Annotated in this window: 15 protein-coding genes and 1 pseudogene; 2 read left to right on the top strand and 14 right to left on the bottom strand. The window is 54.9% G+C overall.

Features of this window, described 5'->3' with window-relative positions:
• Positions 1-164 precede the first annotated feature (164 nt).
• From KSS96_RS14655 to KSS96_RS14640, 4 genes and pseudogenes are all read right to left on the bottom strand, one after another.
• Complete coding sequence (locus KSS96_RS14655) at positions 165-2,015, bottom strand: NERD domain-containing protein (protein ID WP_217854987.1); 1,851 nt, start codon at positions 2,013-2,015, stop codon at positions 165-167.
• 70 nt (positions 2,016-2,085) lie between these two features.
• On the bottom strand, positions 2,086-5,025 hold the full coding sequence (locus tag KSS96_RS14650; RefSeq protein ID WP_217854986.1) for a DEAD/DEAH box helicase: 2,940 nt from the start codon (positions 5,023-5,025) through the stop codon (positions 2,086-2,088).
• A 365-nt stretch (positions 5,026-5,390) separates the two neighbouring features.
• Positions 5,391-6,464, bottom strand: a pseudogene (locus tag KSS96_RS14645) (IS630 family transposase).
• A gap of 164 nt (positions 6,465-6,628) precedes the next feature.
• The gene (locus KSS96_RS14640) at positions 6,629-9,664 is read right to left on the bottom strand and encodes an HD domain-containing protein (protein WP_176438767.1); all 3,036 of its coding nucleotides are present in this window, start codon (positions 9,662-9,664) and stop codon (positions 6,629-6,631) included.
• An 811-nt stretch (positions 9,665-10,475) separates the two neighbouring features.
• On the opposite strand from KSS96_RS14640, the gene KSS96_RS14635 reads away from it, so the two are divergent.
• Positions 10,476-10,817 (top strand): hypothetical protein, encoded by a 342-nt coding sequence (locus KSS96_RS14635; RefSeq protein ID WP_217854985.1) that lies wholly within the window; start codon positions 10,476-10,478, stop codon positions 10,815-10,817.
• 951 nt (positions 10,818-11,768) lie between these two features.
• The gene (locus KSS96_RS14630; protein ID WP_003202193.1) at positions 11,769-12,404 is read left to right on the top strand and encodes a LysE family translocator; all 636 of its coding nucleotides are present in this window, start codon (positions 11,769-11,771) and stop codon (positions 12,402-12,404) included.
• Positions 12,405-12,431: 27 nt separating this feature from the next.
• On the opposite strand, the gene KSS96_RS14625 is transcribed toward KSS96_RS14630, so the two are convergent.
• The 10 genes from KSS96_RS14625 to KSS96_RS14580 all read right to left on the bottom strand — a co-directional run bounded on the left by KSS96_RS14625 (position 12,432) and on the right by KSS96_RS14580 (position 22,415).
• A complete protein-coding gene (locus KSS96_RS14625) occupies positions 12,432-14,321 on the bottom strand; it encodes a methyl-accepting chemotaxis protein (RefSeq protein ID WP_027911546.1) in 1,890 nt (629 codons plus the stop codon).
• 104 nt (positions 14,322-14,425) lie between these two features.
• Entirely contained in the window at positions 14,426-15,187 is a 762-nt protein-coding gene (locus KSS96_RS14620) for an ABC transporter ATP-binding protein (RefSeq protein WP_003202197.1), read from the bottom strand.
• Positions 15,188-15,239: 52 nt separating this feature from the next.
• Entirely contained in the window at positions 15,240-15,950 is a 711-nt protein-coding gene (locus KSS96_RS14615; protein WP_003202199.1) for an ABC transporter permease, read from the bottom strand.
• Positions 15,947-16,675, bottom strand: coding sequence for an ABC transporter permease (locus KSS96_RS14610; protein ID WP_027911547.1), 729 nt, complete (start codon positions 16,673-16,675; stop codon positions 15,947-15,949). Before KSS96_RS14610 ends, KSS96_RS14615 begins: the two co-directional genes overlap by 4 nt.
• Before the next feature lie 52 nt (positions 16,676-16,727).
• Entirely contained in the window at positions 16,728-17,510 is a 783-nt protein-coding gene (locus KSS96_RS14605; protein ID WP_217856481.1) for a transporter substrate-binding domain-containing protein, read from the bottom strand.
• Between the two features lie 173 nt (positions 17,511-17,683).
• Entirely contained in the window at positions 17,684-18,001 is a 318-nt protein-coding gene (locus tag KSS96_RS14600; protein WP_003202205.1) for a DMT family transporter, read from the bottom strand.
• A gap of 134 nt (positions 18,002-18,135) precedes the next feature.
• On the bottom strand, positions 18,136-19,338 hold the full coding sequence (locus KSS96_RS14595; protein ID WP_013693449.1) for a trans-sulfuration enzyme family protein: 1,203 nt from the start codon (positions 19,336-19,338) through the stop codon (positions 18,136-18,138).
• A gap of 51 nt (positions 19,339-19,389) precedes the next feature.
• The gene (locus KSS96_RS14590; protein ID WP_003202209.1) at positions 19,390-20,808 is read right to left on the bottom strand and encodes an aldehyde dehydrogenase family protein; all 1,419 of its coding nucleotides are present in this window, start codon (positions 20,806-20,808) and stop codon (positions 19,390-19,392) included.
• Between the two features lie 2 nt (positions 20,809-20,810).
• A complete protein-coding gene (locus tag KSS96_RS14585) occupies positions 20,811-21,860 on the bottom strand; it encodes a homoserine dehydrogenase (RefSeq protein ID WP_003202211.1) in 1,050 nt (349 codons plus the stop codon).
• Between the two features lie 117 nt (positions 21,861-21,977).
• Entirely contained in the window at positions 21,978-22,415 is a 438-nt protein-coding gene (locus KSS96_RS14580) for an Lrp/AsnC family transcriptional regulator (protein WP_003202213.1), read from the bottom strand.
• Positions 22,416-22,417 lie beyond the last annotated feature (2 nt).

Below are 22,417 nucleotides of genomic sequence, written 5' to 3'. Positions count from 1 at the left end.
ACCTCGCGTTAGGTTGATCGAAGTATTGGAGTTCACAACTCTTCGCTGGCGTGTCGTGGTTCGACCCGTGTATCGACAGGGCAACATCATCGAGTGCATGGAGTGCATGGAGTGCATGGAGTGCATGGAGTGCATGTTCGGCTGCCCCTGGACTCTTCACTAGATTAGCGCGTTCGATTCTGTTTCCTGGCTGCTCGCCCTCGCTTCTGCCTGGCCTTCTTCTCTTTCTTCATAGCATTGCTCTGGCGTCGAGCGGTTTGATTGAATCCGAGGACCTTTCGCCTATCTAGCGGAACCAGGTTAGCAGGCTCAACATTGAGTTCGTAAGGCTCACCGTTCTGAATGCATTTATGAATATCATCTAGGATGTCAGATTCGGTGATGTCCATCGGAATGAAGTCAGCCTGCGCCGCAATGTAGTCATGTAGCCCTCCATGACGTAGAAACGCCCCAAAATACTCGAGTTCATCTGTGCCCATCACTTTGCCATGAAGCAAAGGGCGTTGCGCCAAGTAAGTGTCCAGCGTTTCGACGCTCTGTCCAAGGTGAACTATCGCATCGACCAGATACTCAAGGTCGGTGACGCACACGACCCAAGGATAGGGGACATCGGGATCCTTCTCGAGCATCAGGGCAAGGTTCGTCGCGACTGGTCCAAAATCATCCCGGGTAACACAAATGCAGTAGATGTTCTCGATCTGCTCGCGGTGCAGTTCTGTCAACAGATTGCCTTTCTTGTCGTACAGCGGGCTCGACGCACTGTTCAAAAGACGAGCCCGCAATGCGTTGGCTTGATCGTAGGCTTTCTGGATACCATTTCTTCCGCGGAAATGATCACGAATCCTTAGCGCCGCTTTCAAGGGATCACGTAATGGTTCCTTGGGAGGTGACGCTTTTGCCTCAACGATGTAGACATTTGCTCCATGGACGATCACCAGATCGTGCTCACCGTGGGAGTCTGGTCGGTCAAACGCGCTTTCATAGAACTGCGCTGTGTCCGGGAAGATTTTTTGCAAATGCTTACGGGCCATCTGTTCGAGTCGCCGATCGCGTTCTTTGAAATAGCGAGCGGCGCTAGGCCCTTGTGTCAGATGACTTTCTAGTTTCTCGATGATGCCCTGATAAAACGCGTTGTTTACCAAGTAGAAAATTCGCTCACCATCTGCAGTCAGCAGCGGGCGATCAATGATCGGGTTGCTCTCTGTAATGTAAGTGATCGCAGCTGCAGCACCACGGACGGTGACAAAGTGCTGCATCAAGCAATTGGTCGTCTCGACACCAAACTCATCTAGCAACTGCTGACGCTTTACCTCAAACAGCATGATGCTGCCACGCTCGAACGCCTCGATGCGGGCCCGTAGCTCCGGCTGGTTACGGACTCGCGCGACGGCCTCCTGAAGGTTCGTGCCCTCGCTTACTTCACGGAGAAACTGCTGACGAAGCGCCTCAATGGCCTGAACAGCATCAACCACTGGGTTTGCATTCGCCTCGATCACCGACTCAATGAAGCTGGCCACCCGCAGCAGGTCAATGTGAGACATGCCAAAAGCTTCGACGGTTTCTTTTTCAAACCCAGCAAAGCATGTGTTGATCCACTCCTTGATCTGTTCGCTCGAAGCTTTGAATCCAGCCATGAAGTAGTGCATGAAGGCCGGCATGGCAATTTCGCGCTGGCGATGCCACTCATCGCTAAGCCCCACCGCGTACTCCTGCTCCGTAGGGAAATACGCCAAACCATAATTTTGGAAGATCGACTCTAGGCGGCGAATCAACTGCACATGGCGCCCTTCATCCAGCGGCTTGGGCACAATCGGCTCAGGCTGACTGCTGGCCAAGGCGAGCAAGTACATGCCTTGCTTGAGCGGTGAGCCGAGGTTCTGCCCCCTGCGCCCATGGTTGAAGTTTCGTTGCTGGGTGGTAACGAAGCTCGTGAGCTCCTGCAGGCTCAATTCAGCTGTGAGCTTCTTGAGTTTATCTACCTCGGATAACAAGCGCTTATGCAGGTTCGAGTTCATGGTCGTCCCTGACTCCTCAGATGGCGATTGGGGTGGATGTTCTCCGCCGCCAGGCGGTTGCAATCTTAATTTAAACGCTGGTAATGACTCTCACATCCGAGCCGGACACGCTCTTGATATACGAGTAGCTGGTGCCGAGCACAGCCAGCTGATCAGCGGAAACTTTGCCTGCCGAGATGCCGGGTTGGACGATCACAAACCGGAACACCATCTCGTGGTCGTGGCACTTGTTGCGCAGCAGCTCCAAATCCATGGGTTCACCCTTGAGGATCCTGTCAAAACCTTTGGGCAACGAATGCTGGTAGCGCTGCAACAACCGGTTAAAGAACTTTTCCTCCGTGTGCAACCACTTCACAGAGCGTGATGCCTGGCCGCAGACCTCGTAGACGTCGGAGACACGCGCACCCGGTCGCGCCTCGCCATCTTGCTGAGGGCAATACTTGCAGTGGTACAGGTCAACAAAGATGGCGTCCTTGCTGTCCTTGATCGCCACCAGGTCGGCGATCTCACCGGCGCCATCGTCGTTGAAAATGAACGTGTAGTCGTCCTCGATTCGGCTATAGATGAATCCCTGAACAGTGTCCAGGTTGCGGTCGGCACGCATCGACTCGCTGTGGATCTGGGTCGTGCCCCAGTCCCAGGGCTCGATCAGGGCGACCGGCAGCTTCAAGTCCAAACTGTTGGGAGAGTAGTAGCGATAATTGCCTTCGACCATCGAACCGTCGACAGCCAGCAGTACCAACGGGTTGGTATCCAGGTACTGCTCGAACGAGACCTCTTCAGCAAAGACGATCTTGACCCCCGGGCAGGAAAATTTGTAGCCGTCATCCAGCAGCCGTATCGTGATGTCAGGCAATTGGCGCTCCGCACCATCAACTGCCGTTGCGCAGATGGGCACTTCCAGGGTCAGCGCATCGATACGCCGGGGCTTGCCCAGTTCGACATCCAACAGGTTGAACACCTCCGCTAGGTACGCCAGCGAGATTTTTTGCTCATTCTCGATCAGGATGGACACAGGCCAATCGGCATAGAACAGCCCTGCGGGCCACGCCCCTTCGATCTTTTCGGAGCGAAGCACATCCTTGAGGACTTCAGACGGGTTGATCGTCGCGTCGTTGAGTTTCTGCGAGGCGCGCTTGCACCACTCGATCCAGTCGATGATGCTGGAAGAGTTCATCTCCCAGATCTTGCCCTTGTGCGAACAGCCAACGGTGGTGCGCTGGCCATCCTCGTAGCCGGTTGCGAAGATGTTGGACTTTCTCGCCGTGCCGTTCTCGATTTCACCGATGACGGTGTTGATGTCGCGCCCGACATGCATCGTAAAGCGCAGATCTTTGCGAGTGCGCGACAGTCCTACGTTCTGCAACTTCATGAGCTTGATGCCGTGCAGAGTGCGGAAGGTCGGCTCACCGCTGATCCGTCGGGCATCCTTGGCGATCAGGTTCAAAAACCGAGTAGTTTGCGACTCATCCCCTGAAGAGTGGACGAACAGCGTGTTGTCGGGCGCATGGTAGTACGCCAGGTAGAGAATCCAGTTGGTGTCCACGATCGCTGACGTCTGCGCCCAGCCGACGGGCGTTTCGCGCCGCGTCACCATGATAATGGTGTCGGCCTCGTCGTTGATGGACAGGAGCTGCAGCGGCTCTTTCTTCTGCGAGAACTGCCTGGCCCTCTCTGGTCGCCAATGCTCGCGCGCCACGTGGTAGGCGATCGCACTGATCTTGGGGTTGGGGTTCAGACCGAAAATGTCTTCGGCGTCGGCGTCTTCCGGGAACTGTTCGGTAAACGTTTCCTTCTCAATTTCGCGGGCGATCTTGTCCTGGCTCACATCGCGGATCACCGCACTCCAGTCGGCACTTTCCTTGTACAGCACCGCCATCTGGTAGTCGACTTTCTGGTTGGCGATGTTCGAGACGAACTTGGCGTCACCGAGCGTATCATCGACCCGCGTCAGGCGACCGATGAATTGCAGCGTGACGGCTGGGCTACGGTGCTGGTCGTGAATGGCCGCAATCTTTAGCTCCGGCAGGTCGAAGCCTTCGCCCAGCATGTCCACGCAGACGATGATCTTGTACTTCTTCTCAACAATCTCGCCCAGTAGCTTGGCTCGGTTCCGAACCTTGCTGTGGATGAGAATAGGGGAAAGATCCTCATGCTGCTTGTACAGCTCAAACAGCGCGGCAGCACGCTTTTGCGAACGCGCACGTACCATCAGCAGGTGGTTGAACCCTTGCGCGCGGTCGCTTCGCAACAGCGCTACCGCCTTGTCAGCCACCACCTGGTCAGCCAGTTCCAGGTTGTACTCGCGCACCGGATGGAATTCGATCGCCTTGAAGTAGCCATCGTTCTGCGCGTCCTTCAACGGATAGTTGTAGATGATCTTGCCATCCAGCGGCTGGTTGTCCTCACGGAACGGCGTGGCCGTGAACTGAAGGCAAGGCTTTTGCTTGAACGCGGTTTTCACCCTGCCCCAGGTCTGGGCGGCCACATGGTGCGCTTCATCAATGATCAGGTGGCTGCAGAGCGCGGCCAGGGCCTCCAAAGCCGGCCGGTCGAAGCGCTGCAGCGCTTGCGGCGTGGCGACGATCACGTTGGCCTCGGCCAGCTGTTGGACCTCGTCAGCCGCCAGGCCTGAGCCGATCGCCTGCACCACCGGGTTGAGTGCGGTGGCCGAAACGGCACCAATCTCCCGCAACTTCTTCAGCTCAATGCATTTGTCGACCATCTGGGAACGCAACGCGTCAGAGGGCACCAACACCAGGGCCCTAGCCAGCCGCCCGGCGATCAGCAGCCCGAGCATGGTATCGGTTTTTCCGGTTCCGGTCGGCATCACGATCGTCGCCGTCGTGGCCGGCGCCATCACCAGGTGGCCGAGCGCTGCGTACAGCGCGGCCAGTTGTGGCTTGCGCAATCCAGACGTCTGGGTTTCCCGAACGGCCAGGTTGAAATTGAACAGATGCTGCTGCCAGCTGCGATAGACGTCTGCGTACTTCCCTGCTTCAACGGCCATTACGGTTTCCAGAGTGAGGATGAGGATTAGTCTTGCCCAACTAATGGCCACATGCTACCAGCGAAGCGCTGGCGCGGTGTAGTCCTGCTAGGCGCCAACGCCCTGCCCTACCCTAGGCAACCAATCATCCAGGTATCTCCCGCCCGTCCCCAGACTGACGCACACTGAAATCCGTCGACTACCACCTTGGTCCATGTCAGAAATCTCCAATCGCGATCGCCCACAGATCCGCCGCGACTGGGGGCAAGATTGGGGGCATAACTCATATTTTTTGATCTGAAATTACAGAGCTAGAGCTCAGTCAAAATGTTTTTCGGCTTGCCTGAGAGTCTCTAGTGTGGTGTTTCAGAAGTACCACTGAAAAATCACTTGCCTAGCGCTCGTGCTGCACGAGCGACTGAGGCGAGAATATCTTCTGCCTTCTTATGCCACCGAAACGGCTTCGGATTCTGGTTGTACGTTTCCAGGTAATACTCAATCGAAGCTTCTAGATCTTTGACGCTAACGTGTGCTTGCCGCTTGATCCATTTCTCGCTCAGCGTTGAGAAAAAGCGCTCGACCAAATTCAGCCACGAGGCCGACGTCGGTGTGAAGTGGATGTTGTAGCGTGGAAGCGCCGCAAGCCAGGCTCTGACTTTGTCGGTCTTGTGCGTTGCGTAGTTATCCATGATCAGATGAATCGGCATTTCAGCAGGTACCGACGCATCGATCTCTTTCAGAAAGGCAAGAAACTCTATGCTGCGATGTTGACGCCTCAAGCGGCCGATGACCTCACCGGTTGCTACATCCAGAGCAGCGAACAGAGAGGTCGTACCGTGTCGTTTGTAATCGTGCGTGCGAGTTGCAGGGTTGCCCGGCGATAGGGGTAAACCAGGTTGCGTGTGGTTCAAGGCTTGAATCTCACTCTTCTCATCAACGCATAGCACCAAGGCTCTCTCGGGCGGATTCAAGTACAGCCCAAGGATGTCGTGGACCTTGTCGACAAACAACGGATCGGTGGAGAGCTTGAAGGTTTTTTCCAGATGCGGCTTGACCCCGAACGCGTGCTAGATACGCATGATGCTGGCAGGAGAAAGGCCCGTCTCGCGGCTCATGCGGCGCGTACTCCAGTGACTGGAGTCGTCGGGCTTACCTTGCAATATCTGATTTACTACTTGTTGAACCTGCTCATCCGAAATCGTGCGTGGCCGGCCAGAGCGCGGCTCATCGTTCAAACCCAACAATCCCAACTTAGCGAAACGCTGCCGCCACCGCGATACGACATCCTTGCTGGTACCCAAGCGCTGTGCAATGTCATTGCCAGATTCGCCGGCTGCACAAGCGAGGACTATTTCGGCCCGCAGACGTGCATCCTGGGGGCCTTTACGGAGTTTGACCCGACGTAGCAGCTCCGCATTTTCAGTTTCAGATAGGGTAATGACAGTCGCTGGTCGGCCCATGTCGATACACAACTCTTGATGAGTGGGTTTCTACAGAGCCTAGTCCAAATTTTCAGCGTTACTTCTGAAACACCACACTAAGTGTCTGGCTCGAAAATAAGCTGTTCACTTTTGACGGCGAATTGGGCGCTCGCCAAAAGTGAACGTATTTCCGAGACAGGACACTAGCAGCGGGCTTTTTGCCAGGCGTCCGAGCATGCCATCACGTCGAGGTTGATGAAGTCGGCCAACGACTGGTAGGCCTCGCGCATTTCTTCACGGGTCATCGGTTGCTTCAGCTTGCCTTCGGTCCATTGGCAGATTCTCTGCAGTTGTTCGTCATCGAAGCGAACCTCTGCTGGGCCATAATCATTGGAGCCAACAAACAGCAAAGGTACGAGAACCCTGTCTTGAGAGAGGTCATGCTCAGCGAGGTTGAACAGTCTCAAGTCGACATCCGCTCTCAACGAGAGACGTTCAAAAGCCTTGCCTGGGTTCATGTAGTACCGTGAATTTCCGCCGGATGAATGCAGCGCCTTATTAAGAAAGTACGCCAATGATTCCTTATCCAAAGGTTCTTGATAGTCAGTGGAGAACTGAAAATAGATCCTGCCGATTGTACTACCATCTTCAAGCCCGATCATGTCTCGGTAATGTTCAGACGGTGGGCAGTAGATGACTTTTGCCGAAATCGAATGCCCTGGGACTTTTAACCACTCTCTAAATATCAGGTCCCCCATGGCTTCAAATTCATAAGGAAGTATACGCAGGCTTTCCAGGTGATCAACCGCATCCACATAGTAATCCTCAACCCAGAGTTTCCACGTTGGCCGACTATAAAACTGCTCTATAGTCGCTGGCTGACGGCCCGGCCTAAAACCCTGCCACGTATCCCTGAACTTTTCGGACAACACCCCCCAGCGCGGACCATAATAGGCCTCCATTTCCTTCAGGAAGATCGAGTAGTCTATTTTAGTGCAGTCAAGCTGCTTGAATAATTGCTCCTTCAGCCCCTGTGCCAGATCAAACTCAACGGTGTGATAAAGCGCCTCAAGCACCGCTCGCCTAAAAGCTTCTCGTGCTTTTTTCGACAATGTGTCGCGATTAAAATCCAGCCATGTTCCCGCACCACCGGAAACGAGATTGACTTCAACATTGACGAGAGGGAATGAAATGGAGTCGGTATCAAAGTGCTGCCCGCGATAAGCTGCGTAAAAAGTTTCCTCTTCCTGCTGCGTAGCAACAGGAAGAGGCTTGTAACGAATCTTGAGTTGCGTATCTTTCATGTCGATGAATCGCCATCCCTCGGCTTTGCCAGACTTACCTCCCGCATAGACATCCGCGATATCGAACCGTCCTCCTTTCGTTACCAAGGTGCCGTCTATTTTTATCAGTGGATCATTTGCAAACTCCACTACCTTGTCGAAAAGTTTTCCCGCCTCATAGGGAAATGACTCATCCAGCAAGGGGTCTCGCTTGCGTGCGATCCTGGCGGCTACCGTGTCCCTGTCTTCGCCGTCAGACCACCAGTGCTGTGTGAACGCATCCAGCTTGAACCTCAAGGTCATCTCGGTCCCGTAGGGTTCAGCGATATCTTCAGGCAGCTTTCTCAGCAGTACGAGCCCACGGTTGGGGCCCGAAGGCTTGTGCATGACGATGTCGAATATTTCGTTATTGACGACATTTTTGGTGCGCACATTTATCTCGTCGCACAAGATGAATGCGCTGTGCAGGCCGATACCGAACGCTCCGGAAGGTTTCGCCCACTCCGGCATTTGCCGAATTTCCCTCTGGCGCTGCTGATTCCGTTGCGAGCCGCCAATGCTCAGCATGAACTCCAGGTCGTTTCGGGTGATACCGGTACCTTTGTCTCTGATGCGCAACTGCCACGTCGTCAATGCAGAGTCGGCATCCTGCTCGGTATCGAGTTCTTCCAGCGTGACTGTCACCGCATGCGCATTAAAGACTGTTTTCAGCTTCTCGCACCCTGGTTGTTTCCAGTCCAGTGCAGGATCATTCCTATGGGTCAGCCAGACTTTCAGCAAGGTCGCGTCCACCGCATTCTGCAACAGCTCACGGATACACGCGTACTTGCTGCCATAAAGGTTCTTGCCCTCAAGCAGTTCGGTGACCTTTTCTGAGTCCAGTGAGAACGCCGGCCTTACGCCATCCTTCAGAATCTGCAAGTTTCCTTTCAACCGCACGGTAATCGGCCCCAGCATGGGCAACAACCCAAGCTTCCTGCTCGGCACAATATCCCGCCAGTTGTTGCGCTGGTTGCTGACCTCCTCCTCCAGCCAGCTGAACCATTTGAACGCTTCCATGTAGCCATCCACCGTCTCGCACTCGGCCACCAGCTCGATACGCTCGGGGTCGAGGCGCAAGTGGCGCATGCCGGCGTGCTTGTCTTCGTGGGCCTTGCTCAGCGCCGGGCGGTGTTCGCCGGCGATGCCCTGCATTACCGGGCAGAAGCGGTTGTCGTCTAGGTCGAGCAAGTCGCCCATACGCAGCAGGCAGGCGACGAAGCGTGGGTGGCAGTCATCTTTGCCCAGGCCGGCCTCACGGAATGGCAGGCCCTCGGGGGCCAGCAGGTCCTTGAAAGCGGCACCGTGCATTTGGCAGATACGCCCAAGTACTCGGATGAGCCTGGCCGGGATCAGTTCGGTGCGTGGCGAGCTCAGCCCGATCGAGGTCATCGGCGAACGCACAATCTCGGCCGCACGGTCAGCGTGTTGCCTGCGGAACCATTCGGCCAGCAGTTCGCGCAGTTTGCCCAGCATCTCCACCGGGCTTTCGCAATCGAATATCAGCCCGGTGTCCGAACGGGACTTGAACGCGCGTGCAATGGCGTTCAGCTCGTGGTAGGGCTGAGCACATATCCCGTCGATATATGCTGCGAACCCTGGTTCGGCGATGGCCTTCTGCAGGTCGGCATGGGGTACTACCATGCCGATGTCGTGCCAGTAGGCCGCTTCCAGAATCAACCAGGTATCCGTGGCGGACAGCAGCCTGATGTTGTCGCCTAGCAGCCGCTCGATGTTGATCAGGATCTGCTTGCTGTGGGACTCATCATGTCGACTGTAGTGCGGGAACAGCCCACCGATGCTCTGCAAGGCCTTGGGTATCAGCTTCTTGTCGAAGTCCCACTGACTGGCCAGCAGGCTCAGTGCCGAATGTTTGCCCGCTTTTTCCTTCAGGTGCTTTACCAGCAGATCTGCCATGAAACATCGCTCTCCGGTCTGTCGTCTTGCAACCCAGGCGCTTACAGCCTCTGGATCCAAAAGCGCTACTTTATCTGCATAATGGCGCATTGGCATATAGCTCGTAGGTGGGCTGCCGCATCACACAAGTCCGTCACCACAGGCAACCGCGCCTGGCTGTATATGCAAACGGAGCAGGACTGCGACACACTGGCTATTGAAGTCGCCAGCGTCAGAAACTGCCTGCCGACACTGTGGCAGGTCCTACTGGCCACCAGCGAACTACCCGCGCAAACACCACCCAGCGGGTGTTCGGCGATGCCGGCACCGAGGGCTTGTGCGCCCCCTCCCAGGCGGCACTGGCGCGCCTGACGCAGTTGGCGGCCTTTTTTACTGAGCGGGCGGACGACCCGGGCGCAACCTACTGTCGCCAGTTGCAAGGGGCGGTGCTGTGGTTCGGCCAACTGCTCGCGCGCGATTTTGATGGCGCGCCTGTTCAACGCCGACCTCGACGAGGTCTCTTGGCTGGTAGATAACGACCCTGACGGTTTTAACCGGGCCGTGCGCCAGGAATGCAACGAACGCTGGCTGGCATTGTGCGAAGGCCGAGACAGCGTATATGCCCCTCGCTCAGAACGTCGAGCGCATGGACGCGGACCCCAGGGTTTCCCCGGAAGCTGATTTCGATCTTTTCTTCGCCAGTCAAAGGGAGATGCAGCGCTGATAGCTTACCGGCAACGTACCGAGCGCGAATTACATTGCCAAGGCCAGGGCAGCAAGGGAAGCGCTCAACGACCGAGATGCGCTCGCTGCTTCTCGCCAAGCCTTGGAGATGCTGAGCGAGAAAGTTTGGCGGTGGCTTGGAAGTCATGGCCAAGGCGTGTTGAATCTGATGTTGGCTGGCGTCGGTGCCGAGCCTGCGTTGAGAAATCTATGCGAAGCGTTGGTCAAGAAATTGGGAGATGCCCAGACCTTCCACCATGCGAACAGAGAGCCACTTCTTGCTGCGTATAGCCGCATTTTGGGTATTCCAGTCAATAATCTTGTCTGGACCTACCTGAACAAAGGCACTCATGAGGAGGCAGACCGCGATGACTTTGACGGGGAACTTGTCGAGGTCGTTGTCCAAACTCTTGAGGAGCTAGACCGCCTGGATCTGCGAGGCGGACGCTAGCATTCGTTGCGGCGCACGCTTGATCTCGGCTGGGAGTAATTGACTTCAACTATCGGGGCGAGTGCACAGGCACGCTCCTTTATCAATAGACTTCTCCCAACACAGATATTACGGCAAGCAGCGTAAGCAGCTAGCCGTAATATCTGTCGCTGAGCTATGACACACCGGACACCGAATGTGATTTGGTGTCCTACCAGGCGCTTAGTGCCCTGCCCTAGGCGACCAATCATCCAGGCATCCCCCGTGCAAGCCGAGTTTGACATACATTGAAAGCCATCGCCGACCACCCTGCTCCGCCTCAGAGATCGCCAATCTCGATCGCCCGCATATCCCGCGCTACTGGGGGCAAAACTGGGGGCATATTTGAATTTTTTCCGCCTGAAAACACCGTCCTAGAGCCAAGTCAAAATGTTTTTGGCGATCCTGAGAGTCTTTAGGCGTCGTCGGGCAGGCTGTTCAGTTGATCATTTCTGCCTTTTCATAGACCATGGAGATCTATCCACTTCCAGAGGATGAGACACCTGGGGGGCAAATCTGAGGGCATGTTTGGGATGGTTTGAAAAGGATGCCCCCAGCCTAAGGTCCAGCAGCCCAATCTCGAAAAAGTCACACACTGGTGATGGGATTGACGTGGGCAAACTCGGCTGAGGACTATGCCGTGCCAGCGTCTCACTCAGTGAGACGCTCCCAAGTCGCTTCAAGAACGCCGAAGGTTTTGTCGAGAATGGCGGTTCCCCTTTGCTCGGTCCATGCTGACCTCTTCCCTCTTCGCGGTTTTCTAAGGTGTATCACGATCCCGGACGTTGGCGATGGAAAACACCACATTCAGCGCGATCCAGTCCCATGACATGAAAATTAAATCAGCCAGAAAATGCGAGTAAAGAACGCAATGACGGATAGCTTGTGAACACTTAAGCTGCTGGTTATTACGCACCACTCAAGGGGCCATTAATGTCATTTGATTTTCACCACCTTCTACTCGTTTTTACCGCCTACATTGTTGGAGCTGCAAGCCCGGGTCCCAGCAATATGCGGATCATGGGCGTTGCCATGCACCAAGGCAGAAAACCTGCGCTGATACTTGCAGCCGGAGTTATCAGTGGTTCTTTTTTTTGGGGATCAATGGCCGCCACAGGCGTCTCGGCCATTCTGCTTCAGTTCACCCAGGCACTCTTCGTACTCAAGATCGTCGGCGGAGCGTACTTGCTGTTCCTAGCCCTGAAAGCGGGACGTTCTGCTCTGACACCTGACGAGCAAATTGAGAAAGCGCTGGCAGCAGCACCAACCGTCTCGGGCTTTGGCCTCTACCGGCGGGGCTTGCTTATGCACCTTACCAACCCAAAGGCTTTACTGGGTTGGATCGCAACGATGACACTGGGTTTAGGACCACAAGCGACGCCTGAAACGGTTGTAATCATCCTGGCTGGCTGTGCCGTGTTGAGCATTACTATTTTCTGCGGCTATGCGATCGTTTTCTCCACGGCACCGATGATTCGGGGGTATCGCAGGGCGCGCGGGTGGATTGAAGGCACCCTTGCGTTGGTCTTTGGCGCCGCAGGTTTTAGGCTGCTGTTCTCCCGCACGTGATTCAAAGCCAACCCTTGCGAGGATGGCCTAAGTTCGAAAGCCATCCACCAACTGCTTGAGTCGTGTGGCTTGCCGTTCAAGATCGTCACAAGCAAGCAGCGTGGCTTGAAGGTTTTCCAACCCTTCCTGGTTAAGGGTTTTGATCTCGGTGATGTCAACGTTCAACGAATCAATGACCGAAGTCTGCTCTTCAGTCGCGGTCGCCACCGACTGGTTGATGCCGTCAATTTCGCTGATACGCTGACTGACACTGCCCAGCCGCTCACCTGCCTGGTTGGCGATCATCACGCCGTCCTTACTGTAGCGTTCACTTTCATTCATGGTGAGTACCGCCTCCCGTGCGCCCACCTGAAGCTCTTCAATCATCGTATGGATTTCCTGGGCCGACGTCTGAGTCCGGTAAGCCAGGCTGCGAACTTCGTCAGCTACCACCGCAAAACCGCGGCCGGCATCACCCGCCCGCGCGGCCTCGATGGCGGCATTGAGTGCCAACAGGTTGGTCTGTTCGGAAATGCCTTTGATCACTTCAAGAATCCGCCCGATGTTCTCCGTCTTGCCGTTCAGCACCTCTATGTTGTTGCATGACGTGCGGATTTTTCCTGATAGCTTGTCCATGGCATTTATCGTTTGTGTCACTACCTCGCGGCCACCTTCTGCCTGACGTCGGGCATCCGACGCCTGAAGGGAAGCGTCACCAGCGCTACGCGCAATTTCCTGGGCCGCCGCACCCAGTTCATTAATCGCTGCGACAATACTGTTGGTTCGACTGGCCTGGTTGTCCGAGTTGTCCATGGACGAGCTGGAAGTCTGCATCACGCGCTTAGTCACTTCATTAACCTGCTCGGTGGCAAAAGAGACCTCACGTATTGAGTGCTGGATACGCTCAACAAAAAGGTTAAAGTCGCCGGCCAGCTCTCCGAACTCATCCTTTGAATGCACACTCAAGCGACGGGTAAGGTCGCCCTCACCCTGAGCGATATCACGCATGGCTTTACCCATCAGCCTCAGGGGCTGCATCAATACGCGAATCAGTACGCCCAGCAGAAGCAGCGTGATCACCACGGCAATGACCATCGCCAAAATGGCAGAAGCGCGAAAATCACCAAGTGCCTTGTAAGCTTTGCTTTTGTCGATAGACAAACCGACATACCAGTTCACCGAAGGCAGTCCCTTGATTGGTGAAAACATCACGATTTGAGGGACTCCTTCCTGCTCTGTCTCACTGATGTGGGTGCTGAGTGACGGTGTGCTTTGGGGATAGATATCGCTCAGCCGCTTCATCACCCGATCTTTGTCCGGATGAACCAGCACCCTGCCCTCGGCGTTGACCAGAAAGGCATAGCCGATTCCCCCCAGATCAAGCGAGCTGACGATTTTCGCCAGCGTTTGCAACGTCAGATCCCCGCCTACCACCCCAAGCGGCTGGCCGTCGCGACCGACCGGAGTTGCAATGGTCATCATCAACTGACCCGTCGTCACATCCAAGTACGGCTCGGTCAGCGTAGTCCCTCCGGCAGCCATCGCGTCCGTATACCAAGGACGGGTGCGAGGATCGTAATCAGCGGGTAAATCGTCCTTCGGTCGAATGGCGTAACTACCGTCACGACTGCCTAGATAAGTGAAGGTAAACGTTGATAGCACTGACCTCTGCTCAAGCAGTCGCGTGACGTTTTCCGGAACTGGATCGCTGGCAAAGGTCTGAGCAATATGATCAACCAGCAGTATCCGTCCAGAGAGCCAGGACTGAACACTTGCGGCCGTGATCTTGCTCATCTCTTCAAGATGGTTTTCAAGGTTCGTGCGGATCGTTTTGCGCTGAATCGAGTCGTTGTAAAGCGTAAAAAGCGAAAACGCTGCGACAACAACGAATGATGCCGCAAGCAGTACCTTATGACTGAACTTCAGGTTGGCAATCATCATGGTTTATCCATAGGTCCGGGGTGTTGTAGTTGTTATTCGATACCGAGGTAGGTTGATGACTGCTTCGTCGATATGCCCCAGAGCCCCATGGCCAAGGCGTTTCACTTCAGCCCGTTGGACAGAAACTGCTGCAGGCGCTCGCTTCGGGGGCTATCCAGAATCTCAGGTCCGCCCTGCTCTTCAACCAGCCCCTGATGAAGAAACAGCAGTTGGTTCGACACTTTGCGTGCAAACCCCATTTCATGGGTCACCATGATCATGGTTCGTCCCTCTTCAGCGAGCCCTTGGATGACTTTCAACACCTCGCCCACCACTTCAGGGTCGAGCGCCGAGGTGGGCTCATCGAACAGCATGACCTCAGGCTCCATGGCAAGGGCACGCGCGATCGCTACCCGCTGTTGCTGCCCGCCCGAAAGAAAGGCAGGGAACTGATCGGCAACACGAGCCGGCAACCCTACTTTTTCCAGATATCGCCGGGCACGGTCCTCCGCGTCTTTTTTGCTGACACCCAGCACCCTACGCGGGGCAATGGTGATGTTTTCCAGCACGGTCATATGCCCCCACAGGTTGAAATGCTGGAAGACCATGGCCAAACGGGTACGCAGTCGTTGCAGCTCGCGATCATCCGCCACACGCAATCCCGCATGATTTTTAACCATGCAGATCGGTTTGCCATCCAGGCTCATGGCACCGTCGTTAGGTGTTTCGAGAAAATTGATACAGCGCAGGAACGTACTCTTTCCCGAGCCGCTGGCGCCGATCAGGCTGATGACATCGCCCGTTTTGGCTTGCAGGGAAACGCCCTTGAGTACTTCATGGGTACCGTAACTTTTGTGCAGCCCGTCAACCGTCAATTTGTACATGTTCGCAATCATCCTCTAAGCGGATTGGGAGCAGCCCTGTCAGAAACAAGGCTCAGTGAGTCGGCCCTAAAAAAGCCAGCCAGTGACGTTCGGCAATTCGAAACAGGCCGACCAGCGTAAAGGTCACCGCCAGGTAAATCAGTGCCGCAACCCCAAACGATTGAAAGGTTAAAAAGGTCGCAGAGTTCGCGTCACGGGCGACTTTGAGAATGTCCGGTACCGTGGCGGTGAATGCCACCGTGGTCGAGTGCAGCATCAAGATCACTTCGTTGCTGTAATACGGCAGCGAGCGACGCAAGGCTGACGGCATGATCACAAACGCATAGAGCTTCCATCCCGAGAGGCCATACGCTTTTGCCGCCTCGACCTCGCCATGGGCAATGTTGCGAATGGCCCCGGCAAATATCTCTGTGGTGTAGGCGCACGTGTTCAAGGCGAAGGCAAGAATGGTGCAGTTCATCGCATCGCGAAAAAATGCATCCAACACAGGCTGAGCACGTATTGCTGCCAGGCTATAGATCCCGGTGTAGCAGATCAGCAGCTGGATATAGAGCGGTGTGCCCCTGAACAGGTAGGTGTAGAACTGCACCGGCCAGCGCACGTAAAACCTCGGCGAGACTCGAGCGATAGACAGTGGAATCGATACGACAAAGCCGATGAACAGCGATGCACTGAGCAACCACAACGTCATGGCTAGACCGGTAATTTGCTGGCCGTCGCTGTAGACGAATGACCGCCAGTACTCTTGCAGTAGTTCGATCATCGCACCGCCTCCCGTGAACCCGCGGCGTAGTGTTTTTCCAGGCAGCCCAGGACGAAATTGGAGACACTGGTGATGATCAGGTAGGTCAGTGCAGCCAGTACCAGGAAAAAGAACAATTGATAGGTGCTTTTTCCCGCGTCCTGGGCAGCTTTAACCAAGTCAGCCAGACCGATGATCGACACCAATGCGGTGGCTTTGAGAATCACCATCCAGTTGTTACCCAGCCCCGGGAGGGCAAACCGCATCATTTGCGGGAACACCACAAAGCGAAAACGCTGAGCACGACTTAACCCATAGGCGGTAGCGGCTTCGACCTGGCCACGGGGCACTGCCAGCATGGCGCCGCGGAAGGTTTCGGTGAAATAGGCACCGTAGATAAACCCAAGGGTGATAATTCCTGCGACGAAGGGATTGATTTCGATGTACTCCCAGCCCAACGCCACCGTGATGACCGTCAGCCAGGTTTGCAGGCTGTAGAAAATCAACAGCATCAGTACCAGATCGGGCACCCCACGAATCAGCGTGGTGTAGAGCTGCGCTGGCACGCGCAGCAGCTTGATGCTGGAGAGTTTGGCGCTGGCCCCGATGAGTCCGAGCAATACGCTGAGCACCAGGGAGCACAGGGACAGCTTGACGGTCATCCAGGCGCCTTCGAGCAGCAGAGGGCCGAAGCCTTGAAGGCTGAATGCAGAGAGCCCCAATGCGCCTATTAGTGTTTCGAACATGATCAACAACCTATAGCGATAAACGCCCATCCGGCGGATGAGCGCTGGGTGGTTATTTGCCGCTGTAAAGATTCAGATCGCCAAAGTGCTGCTTCTGGATCGAATCATAGGTGCCATCGTCGTGCAGGGCCTGGATCGCTTTATCCAACAAGGCCTTGAGCTCTGTATTGCCCTTGGCGATACCGATGGCTGTCTTGGAAGGAAGATAAGGACTCTCTACCGGAGGGCTCATTTCGTAATCAGTGCCCTGCGCTGACTTGATAAAGCCCAATTGCGCTTGAAGTGTATCCTGCAACGAGGCGTCCAGCCGCCCCGCTACCAGGTCGTAATACACCTGGTCCTGGTTCTGGTAGGACTGGATTTTTACGCCGGCCTTGTCCAGCACGGCCTTGGCGTAGGCTTCCTGGATGCTGCCCTGAAAGTAGCCAACCGTTTTGCCTTTGAGCGACGCCACATCAGCGCTCAGGCCCGACCCTTTCTTGAACACGTAGGAGGTGAACCCGGAAAACAGCTCGTTTGAAAAATCGATGGCTTTTTCGCGGGTGGCCGTCACGGTCATGGATGACAGGATCCCGTCGAACTTGCCGGCTCTGAGCCCCGGAATCAGGCCATCAAAATCGCTTTCCACCCATATGCATTTGACTGAAAGCTTGGCGCAGATCCCGTTACCCAAATCAATATCAAATCCCTTGAGGCTGCCATCTGCTGCCTTGGACTCAAACGGCGCATAGTTGGCATCCACGCCGAAGCGCAAGGTGGAATATTCTTTGGCCGACACTGCACTCGCGCACAACGCCAAGCACGTAATCAAGTACAACTTTTTTAGCGAAATCATAAGTACATCCCTAGATATTGTAGTTGGATTAAGGGCAGTAAACATCTGACAGCGTTAAACGTGACACTCATTATTATTTACCAAGGCCAGAGCCTCGACTTGAACATTACCCGAGTGTCGCGACTTTACGAATATGGCAAACTGAACGTTATCACGAGCAAAATGCTCGCCTTTCAAGCAGACACGAGCTTCATCATTAACAAACCACTGACAATCAAGACAGCCGCCACGATCCGCAGCAGCGTGGCGGGTTCACCCATGAAGAAAATACCCGCCGCAAACGCACCCACCGCGCCGATGCCGGTCCAGATGGTATACGCCGTACCCAACGGCAAACTCTTCATCGAGAACGATAACAACGCAAAACTGGCGATCACCGTGACAAATGTAATGACCGTTGGCACTAATCGGGTAAACCCTTCAGATTGTTTCATCGAAAAAGCCCAGACCACTTCAAACAGCCCTGCAACAATCAAACTTACCCAAGCCATAAGCAACTCCCAAGCAACAAACAGACAGTTCGTATAGACACAATTAACACATCAATCTTATTAAAAAGACCCCCGCAAGCACGGGGGTAAAGACGGGTTGACCAAACCCTGGTTGCGTGACGCCTGTATTCAAATCAGTTGAATGTCGCATCCAGCGCGAACGTAATATCCTTGATCAAGTCATCTGGATCTTCCAGCCCAACAGAAAAACGCAAATGACCGTACTGGCGGAACTCTTCAGGGTACTTGTCAAAGCCACCCCGCCCTTCTGCGCCCACGTGCACGATCAGCGATTCGTCATGCCCTAATGAAACAGCCGATGTGATGATGCGCAGGTTCGAAACAAAGCGGTTCTGGGTGTCGGGATCGCCTTCTACTGCAAAGGCCATCACGGCCCCATACCCCTTGCCCGCAAATTGCCGACGCGCCAACTCGTGCTGCGGGTGGGAAGGCAAACCTGGGTAATAGACGTAGGCAATCCGATCGTCGCCTTCCAGAAACTGGGCCAACTTTTCGGCCGTGTTCAGCAACTGCGTCAAGCGCAATGGCAACGTGACTGAACCGCGCATGATCATCCACGCATTGAACGGGGAAATGGTCGCGCCTAGGTCAACCAACGCATCATTCTTGATCTTGTTGATCAACTGATTGGAGCCGATCACCACCCCACCCATGGCATCACCATGACCATTGATGTACTTGGTCAGTGAGTGAATGACGAAGTCGACACCGTGCTCACTGGCACGGAAAAAAGGAGGAGGAGTGAATGTCGCGTCCACAGAGATAAGCGCGCCATGCGCATGGGCAATCTCAGCCAGCGCTGCAATATCTGCGACTTTGGTGGTCGGGTTGGCGATCGTTTCGGTATGGATCAGCTTGGTATTGGGCCGAATGGCGTTACGCACCGACTCCAGGTCCCCGACGTCCACGAACGTTGCTTCAATACCGTAACGTTCAGGCAGGAGTTCTGCGAAAAGCCGCCAGACCGCCTGGTAGGTGATGTCGCTGACAATGACGTGGTCGCCACTTTTCAAAAATGAAAAAAACACCGAGTGCAAAGCCGCGACACCGGTCGCGAATACCACCGCGTCGCCACATCCCTCAAGGGCTGCGAGTTTCTTCTCAAGGCAGACTTGGTTGTGGCCTTGATTGCGCGTGTACACAAGACCATCCGGGCTGGACCAGTCCATGGTCGCCGGATCTTCAGGCAGGAGATAGGAGTTTGCCATGACCAATGGCGTGCGGACGGCGCCACTGGTGACATCCGCGACATTCCCGCCATGAACAGCCAGTGTCGCTGCAGATAATGTCGAAAGATTGTGCTTATCGGGGCGCATGTCGATTCCTCTTTATTGTTGTGTGATTCGTACTTGAGTCGAGCGAGTTGTTTAGCTTCCACTCACACCGTTAATACAAATGACCTTGGGTTGCGTCATATCCTCATAAGCGAAACGCACGCCCTCACGACCCATGCTCCCGTACTTGAAACCGCCGAAAGGCATTGCATCAAAGCGATAATCGGAAGAGTCGTTGATCATCACCCCGCCCGCCTCCAGTCGTTTAGCGGCAGTCATTGCAACGTTCAGATTGCTGGTGAAGATCCCGGCATGCAGGCTGTATTCGGGTTCGTTAGCCAGCGTCAATGCCTCATCCAGAGACGCAACGCTTTGAAGGATGACAACCGGACTGAACACTTCCTCGCACCACAACTTGCAATGGCGGTTGACGCCTTCCAGCACAGTGGGGGAATAGAGCGAACCAATGCGTGTATTACCAGACAACAAGGTGGCACCTTGGGCAATGGCGTCATTTACCACCTCTTCGGTACGCTTGGCTGACGCCTCGGTAATCATGGGCCCTACGTCCGTCTGCTCATCAGCAGGGTTGCCTACGATCAACTGCCGGGTCTTTTCAACAAAGCGCGTTTTGAAGACTTCGTAGAGAGGGGCCTCGATGAGGATCCGCTGAGTACCGATGCAGTTTTGACCGGCCGCCCAAAAAGCCCCTGACACGCAGGAGTCGACGGTTTCAGCCAAATCACAATCGGCCATCACGATGACTGGTGCATTACCGCCAAGGTCCATCGCCAGTTTCTTGAGGCCAGCTGTGCGAGCGATCTGCTCACCGGTGACAAAGCCGCCTGTGAACGACACCATGCGCACGGCACGGTGAGCAACCAGGGCCTTGCCCAACGCGGCGCCGCCTGTGGCGACAGTGACGACAACCGGAGGCAGGCCCGCGTCGATCAAGCACTCCACCAGCTTGATCGCTGATAGCGGTGTGAGCTCAGACGGCTTGAGAACAACCGCATTTCCCCCCGCAATGGCAGGCCCCAATTTATGGGCGACCAGATTAAGCGGGTCGTTGTAAGGCGTGATGGCGACGATGACGCCTAACGGTTCACGAGTGAACCACCCCTGACGGGATTCAGACCCGACATAGGCATCGAAAGGGATGACTTCACCGGCATTGCGCTTGGCTTCCTCGGCCGACAACTTCAAGGTGTTGACGCAGCGCAACACCTCCTTTCTCGCCTGTTTCAAGGTTTTGCCAGACTCAGCAACGATCAGTCTGGCAAAGGCGTCCTTATCACGCTCAACCGAGTGTGCGGCCTTCTCCAGAATGCGTGCGCGTTCATGCCGCGGTAAATCCTTGGCAATCCGGGCCCCCAGGATGGCGGTGTCGACTATCGTGGTAGCTGACGATGCAGGTATATCTGCCACTTCACCCACCTTGCTGCCGTCAAACGGGCTGAGCACCGTAATGGCGTTATAATCAGCAGCGAGCGAGAGACTCAAGCTATTCATGATTACTTACCTGACGTGGTTTTGTGGTTGTGAATGCTCACGATGTCGGCCAGTAAGGCAAAGGCGGTTTCAAAACGACCTGCCCCCGCCCCCACCACAGTGACGGGACCGAGAATGGCCGTGTTGAACGTGATTGCGTTGGTGGCTCCGCTGACTGCTGACAGCGCGTCACCGGATGGCAACAACTGAGGACTCACCGAGGCCGAAATCGAGCCATCGCTCCGTTTCTCTGCACTGCCAATCAGCTTCCAACGGGCATTCGCTTTCGTTGCCTCGGCGACATCCTTGGCCGTGATTTCAGAGATCCCTTTGCACAAGACATCGCTTGGTTTGAGTTTTGCGCCCAGTAGTTCATTGGCGAGGATGACGACCTTCAAGCGCACATCGTGCCCTTCTACATCCGCTGTTGGATCGGCTTCGGCATAACCCAACTCCTGGGCTTTTGCGACAGCACTCGAGAAGTCCAACCCCATCTCCATGCTGGAGAGGACAAAGTTTGACGTGCCGTTGAGGATCCCTTTGAAGCCGGTGATTTCCGAGCCTGCCAGTGACTCCTTGGCCAAACGGATAACCGGGGTTCCGCTCATGACAGAACCTTCAAATTCAAAGCGGGCACCGGCGCTATCGGCCAGCGCCTTCAAGCTTTGTGCATGCAACGCCACAGGCCCTTTGTTGGTGGTCACGACACTGACGCCCTTCTCCAACGCCCAGCGGCAGAAGGTAGTAGCCGGTTCACCATCCACAGGATTGGTGAAGGTTGCTTCAGCCACAATATCGGCACCTGAGAAACGGATGACGGTTTCGTTCGCCGGTTCAGCACTGCCGCCGGGTAGCGTCCTGAAGCCGCCTTTAGCAGCAGGCACTGCAGCCAATTCATGAGCATCCAAGCCGTCTTTGTTAATGATTGAGCCGAGGTAAAGGTCACTGATACCGACAATCTTCAACGTGAAACCTAACTCATCCGCCCAGCGCGAATTCTTATCGGCAATAAGCTGAGTCAGCGCGCGGTTAACGCCACCAAAACCAAGCAACGCAATTTTGTATTCAGTCACGACAGGGTTCTCATTGTTATGTTGTGGTGCTGAGATAGTAATCCGCCAACTTAACTTTACGAATATGGCAAACAGAACGTTGTTACGAGCAAAATGCTCACGCAACAACGCAACTTGCTACTTAGTGCTGGACAGCACAAAAGAGGTCACGGTGTTCAGGACACCCGGCAACGCCGAAATTTCACTCCATACCCTGTGGATACGATCTGCATTCATCGCCTGAACCGTCAGTACGATATCAAGGTCGCCACTCATCACATTGCAGGAAATGACTTCAGGCATTGCACCAACGGAGCGAACAACTTCTGAATCTCGCATACGGTCTTGACGATAAACGAAGATCAATGCATTAATGGGGCCTGCATCGGCTGAGGGCATACCTTTAATAATTGTGTAGCCTCGGACATAACCATCACGTTCCAGTCGCTCAATCCGCAGCCTGACTGCATTCCTGGACAAATTAACTTTTAGGGCAATATCGTTGTGGGCCAACCGTGCATTTCGGGTGAGTTCTTCCAAAATTTTTTCATCAACTTTATCTAAAACACGTTTCATCT

It is taken from the genome of Pseudomonas asgharzadehiana, from assembly GCF_019139815.1.
In the GTDB taxonomy this organism is placed as follows: Bacteria; Pseudomonadota; Gammaproteobacteria; order Pseudomonadales; family Pseudomonadaceae; genus Aquipseudomonas; species Aquipseudomonas asgharzadehiana.
Note: the sequence above shows the minus strand (reverse complement) of the source record. Positions and strands in the feature narration are given on the sequence as shown.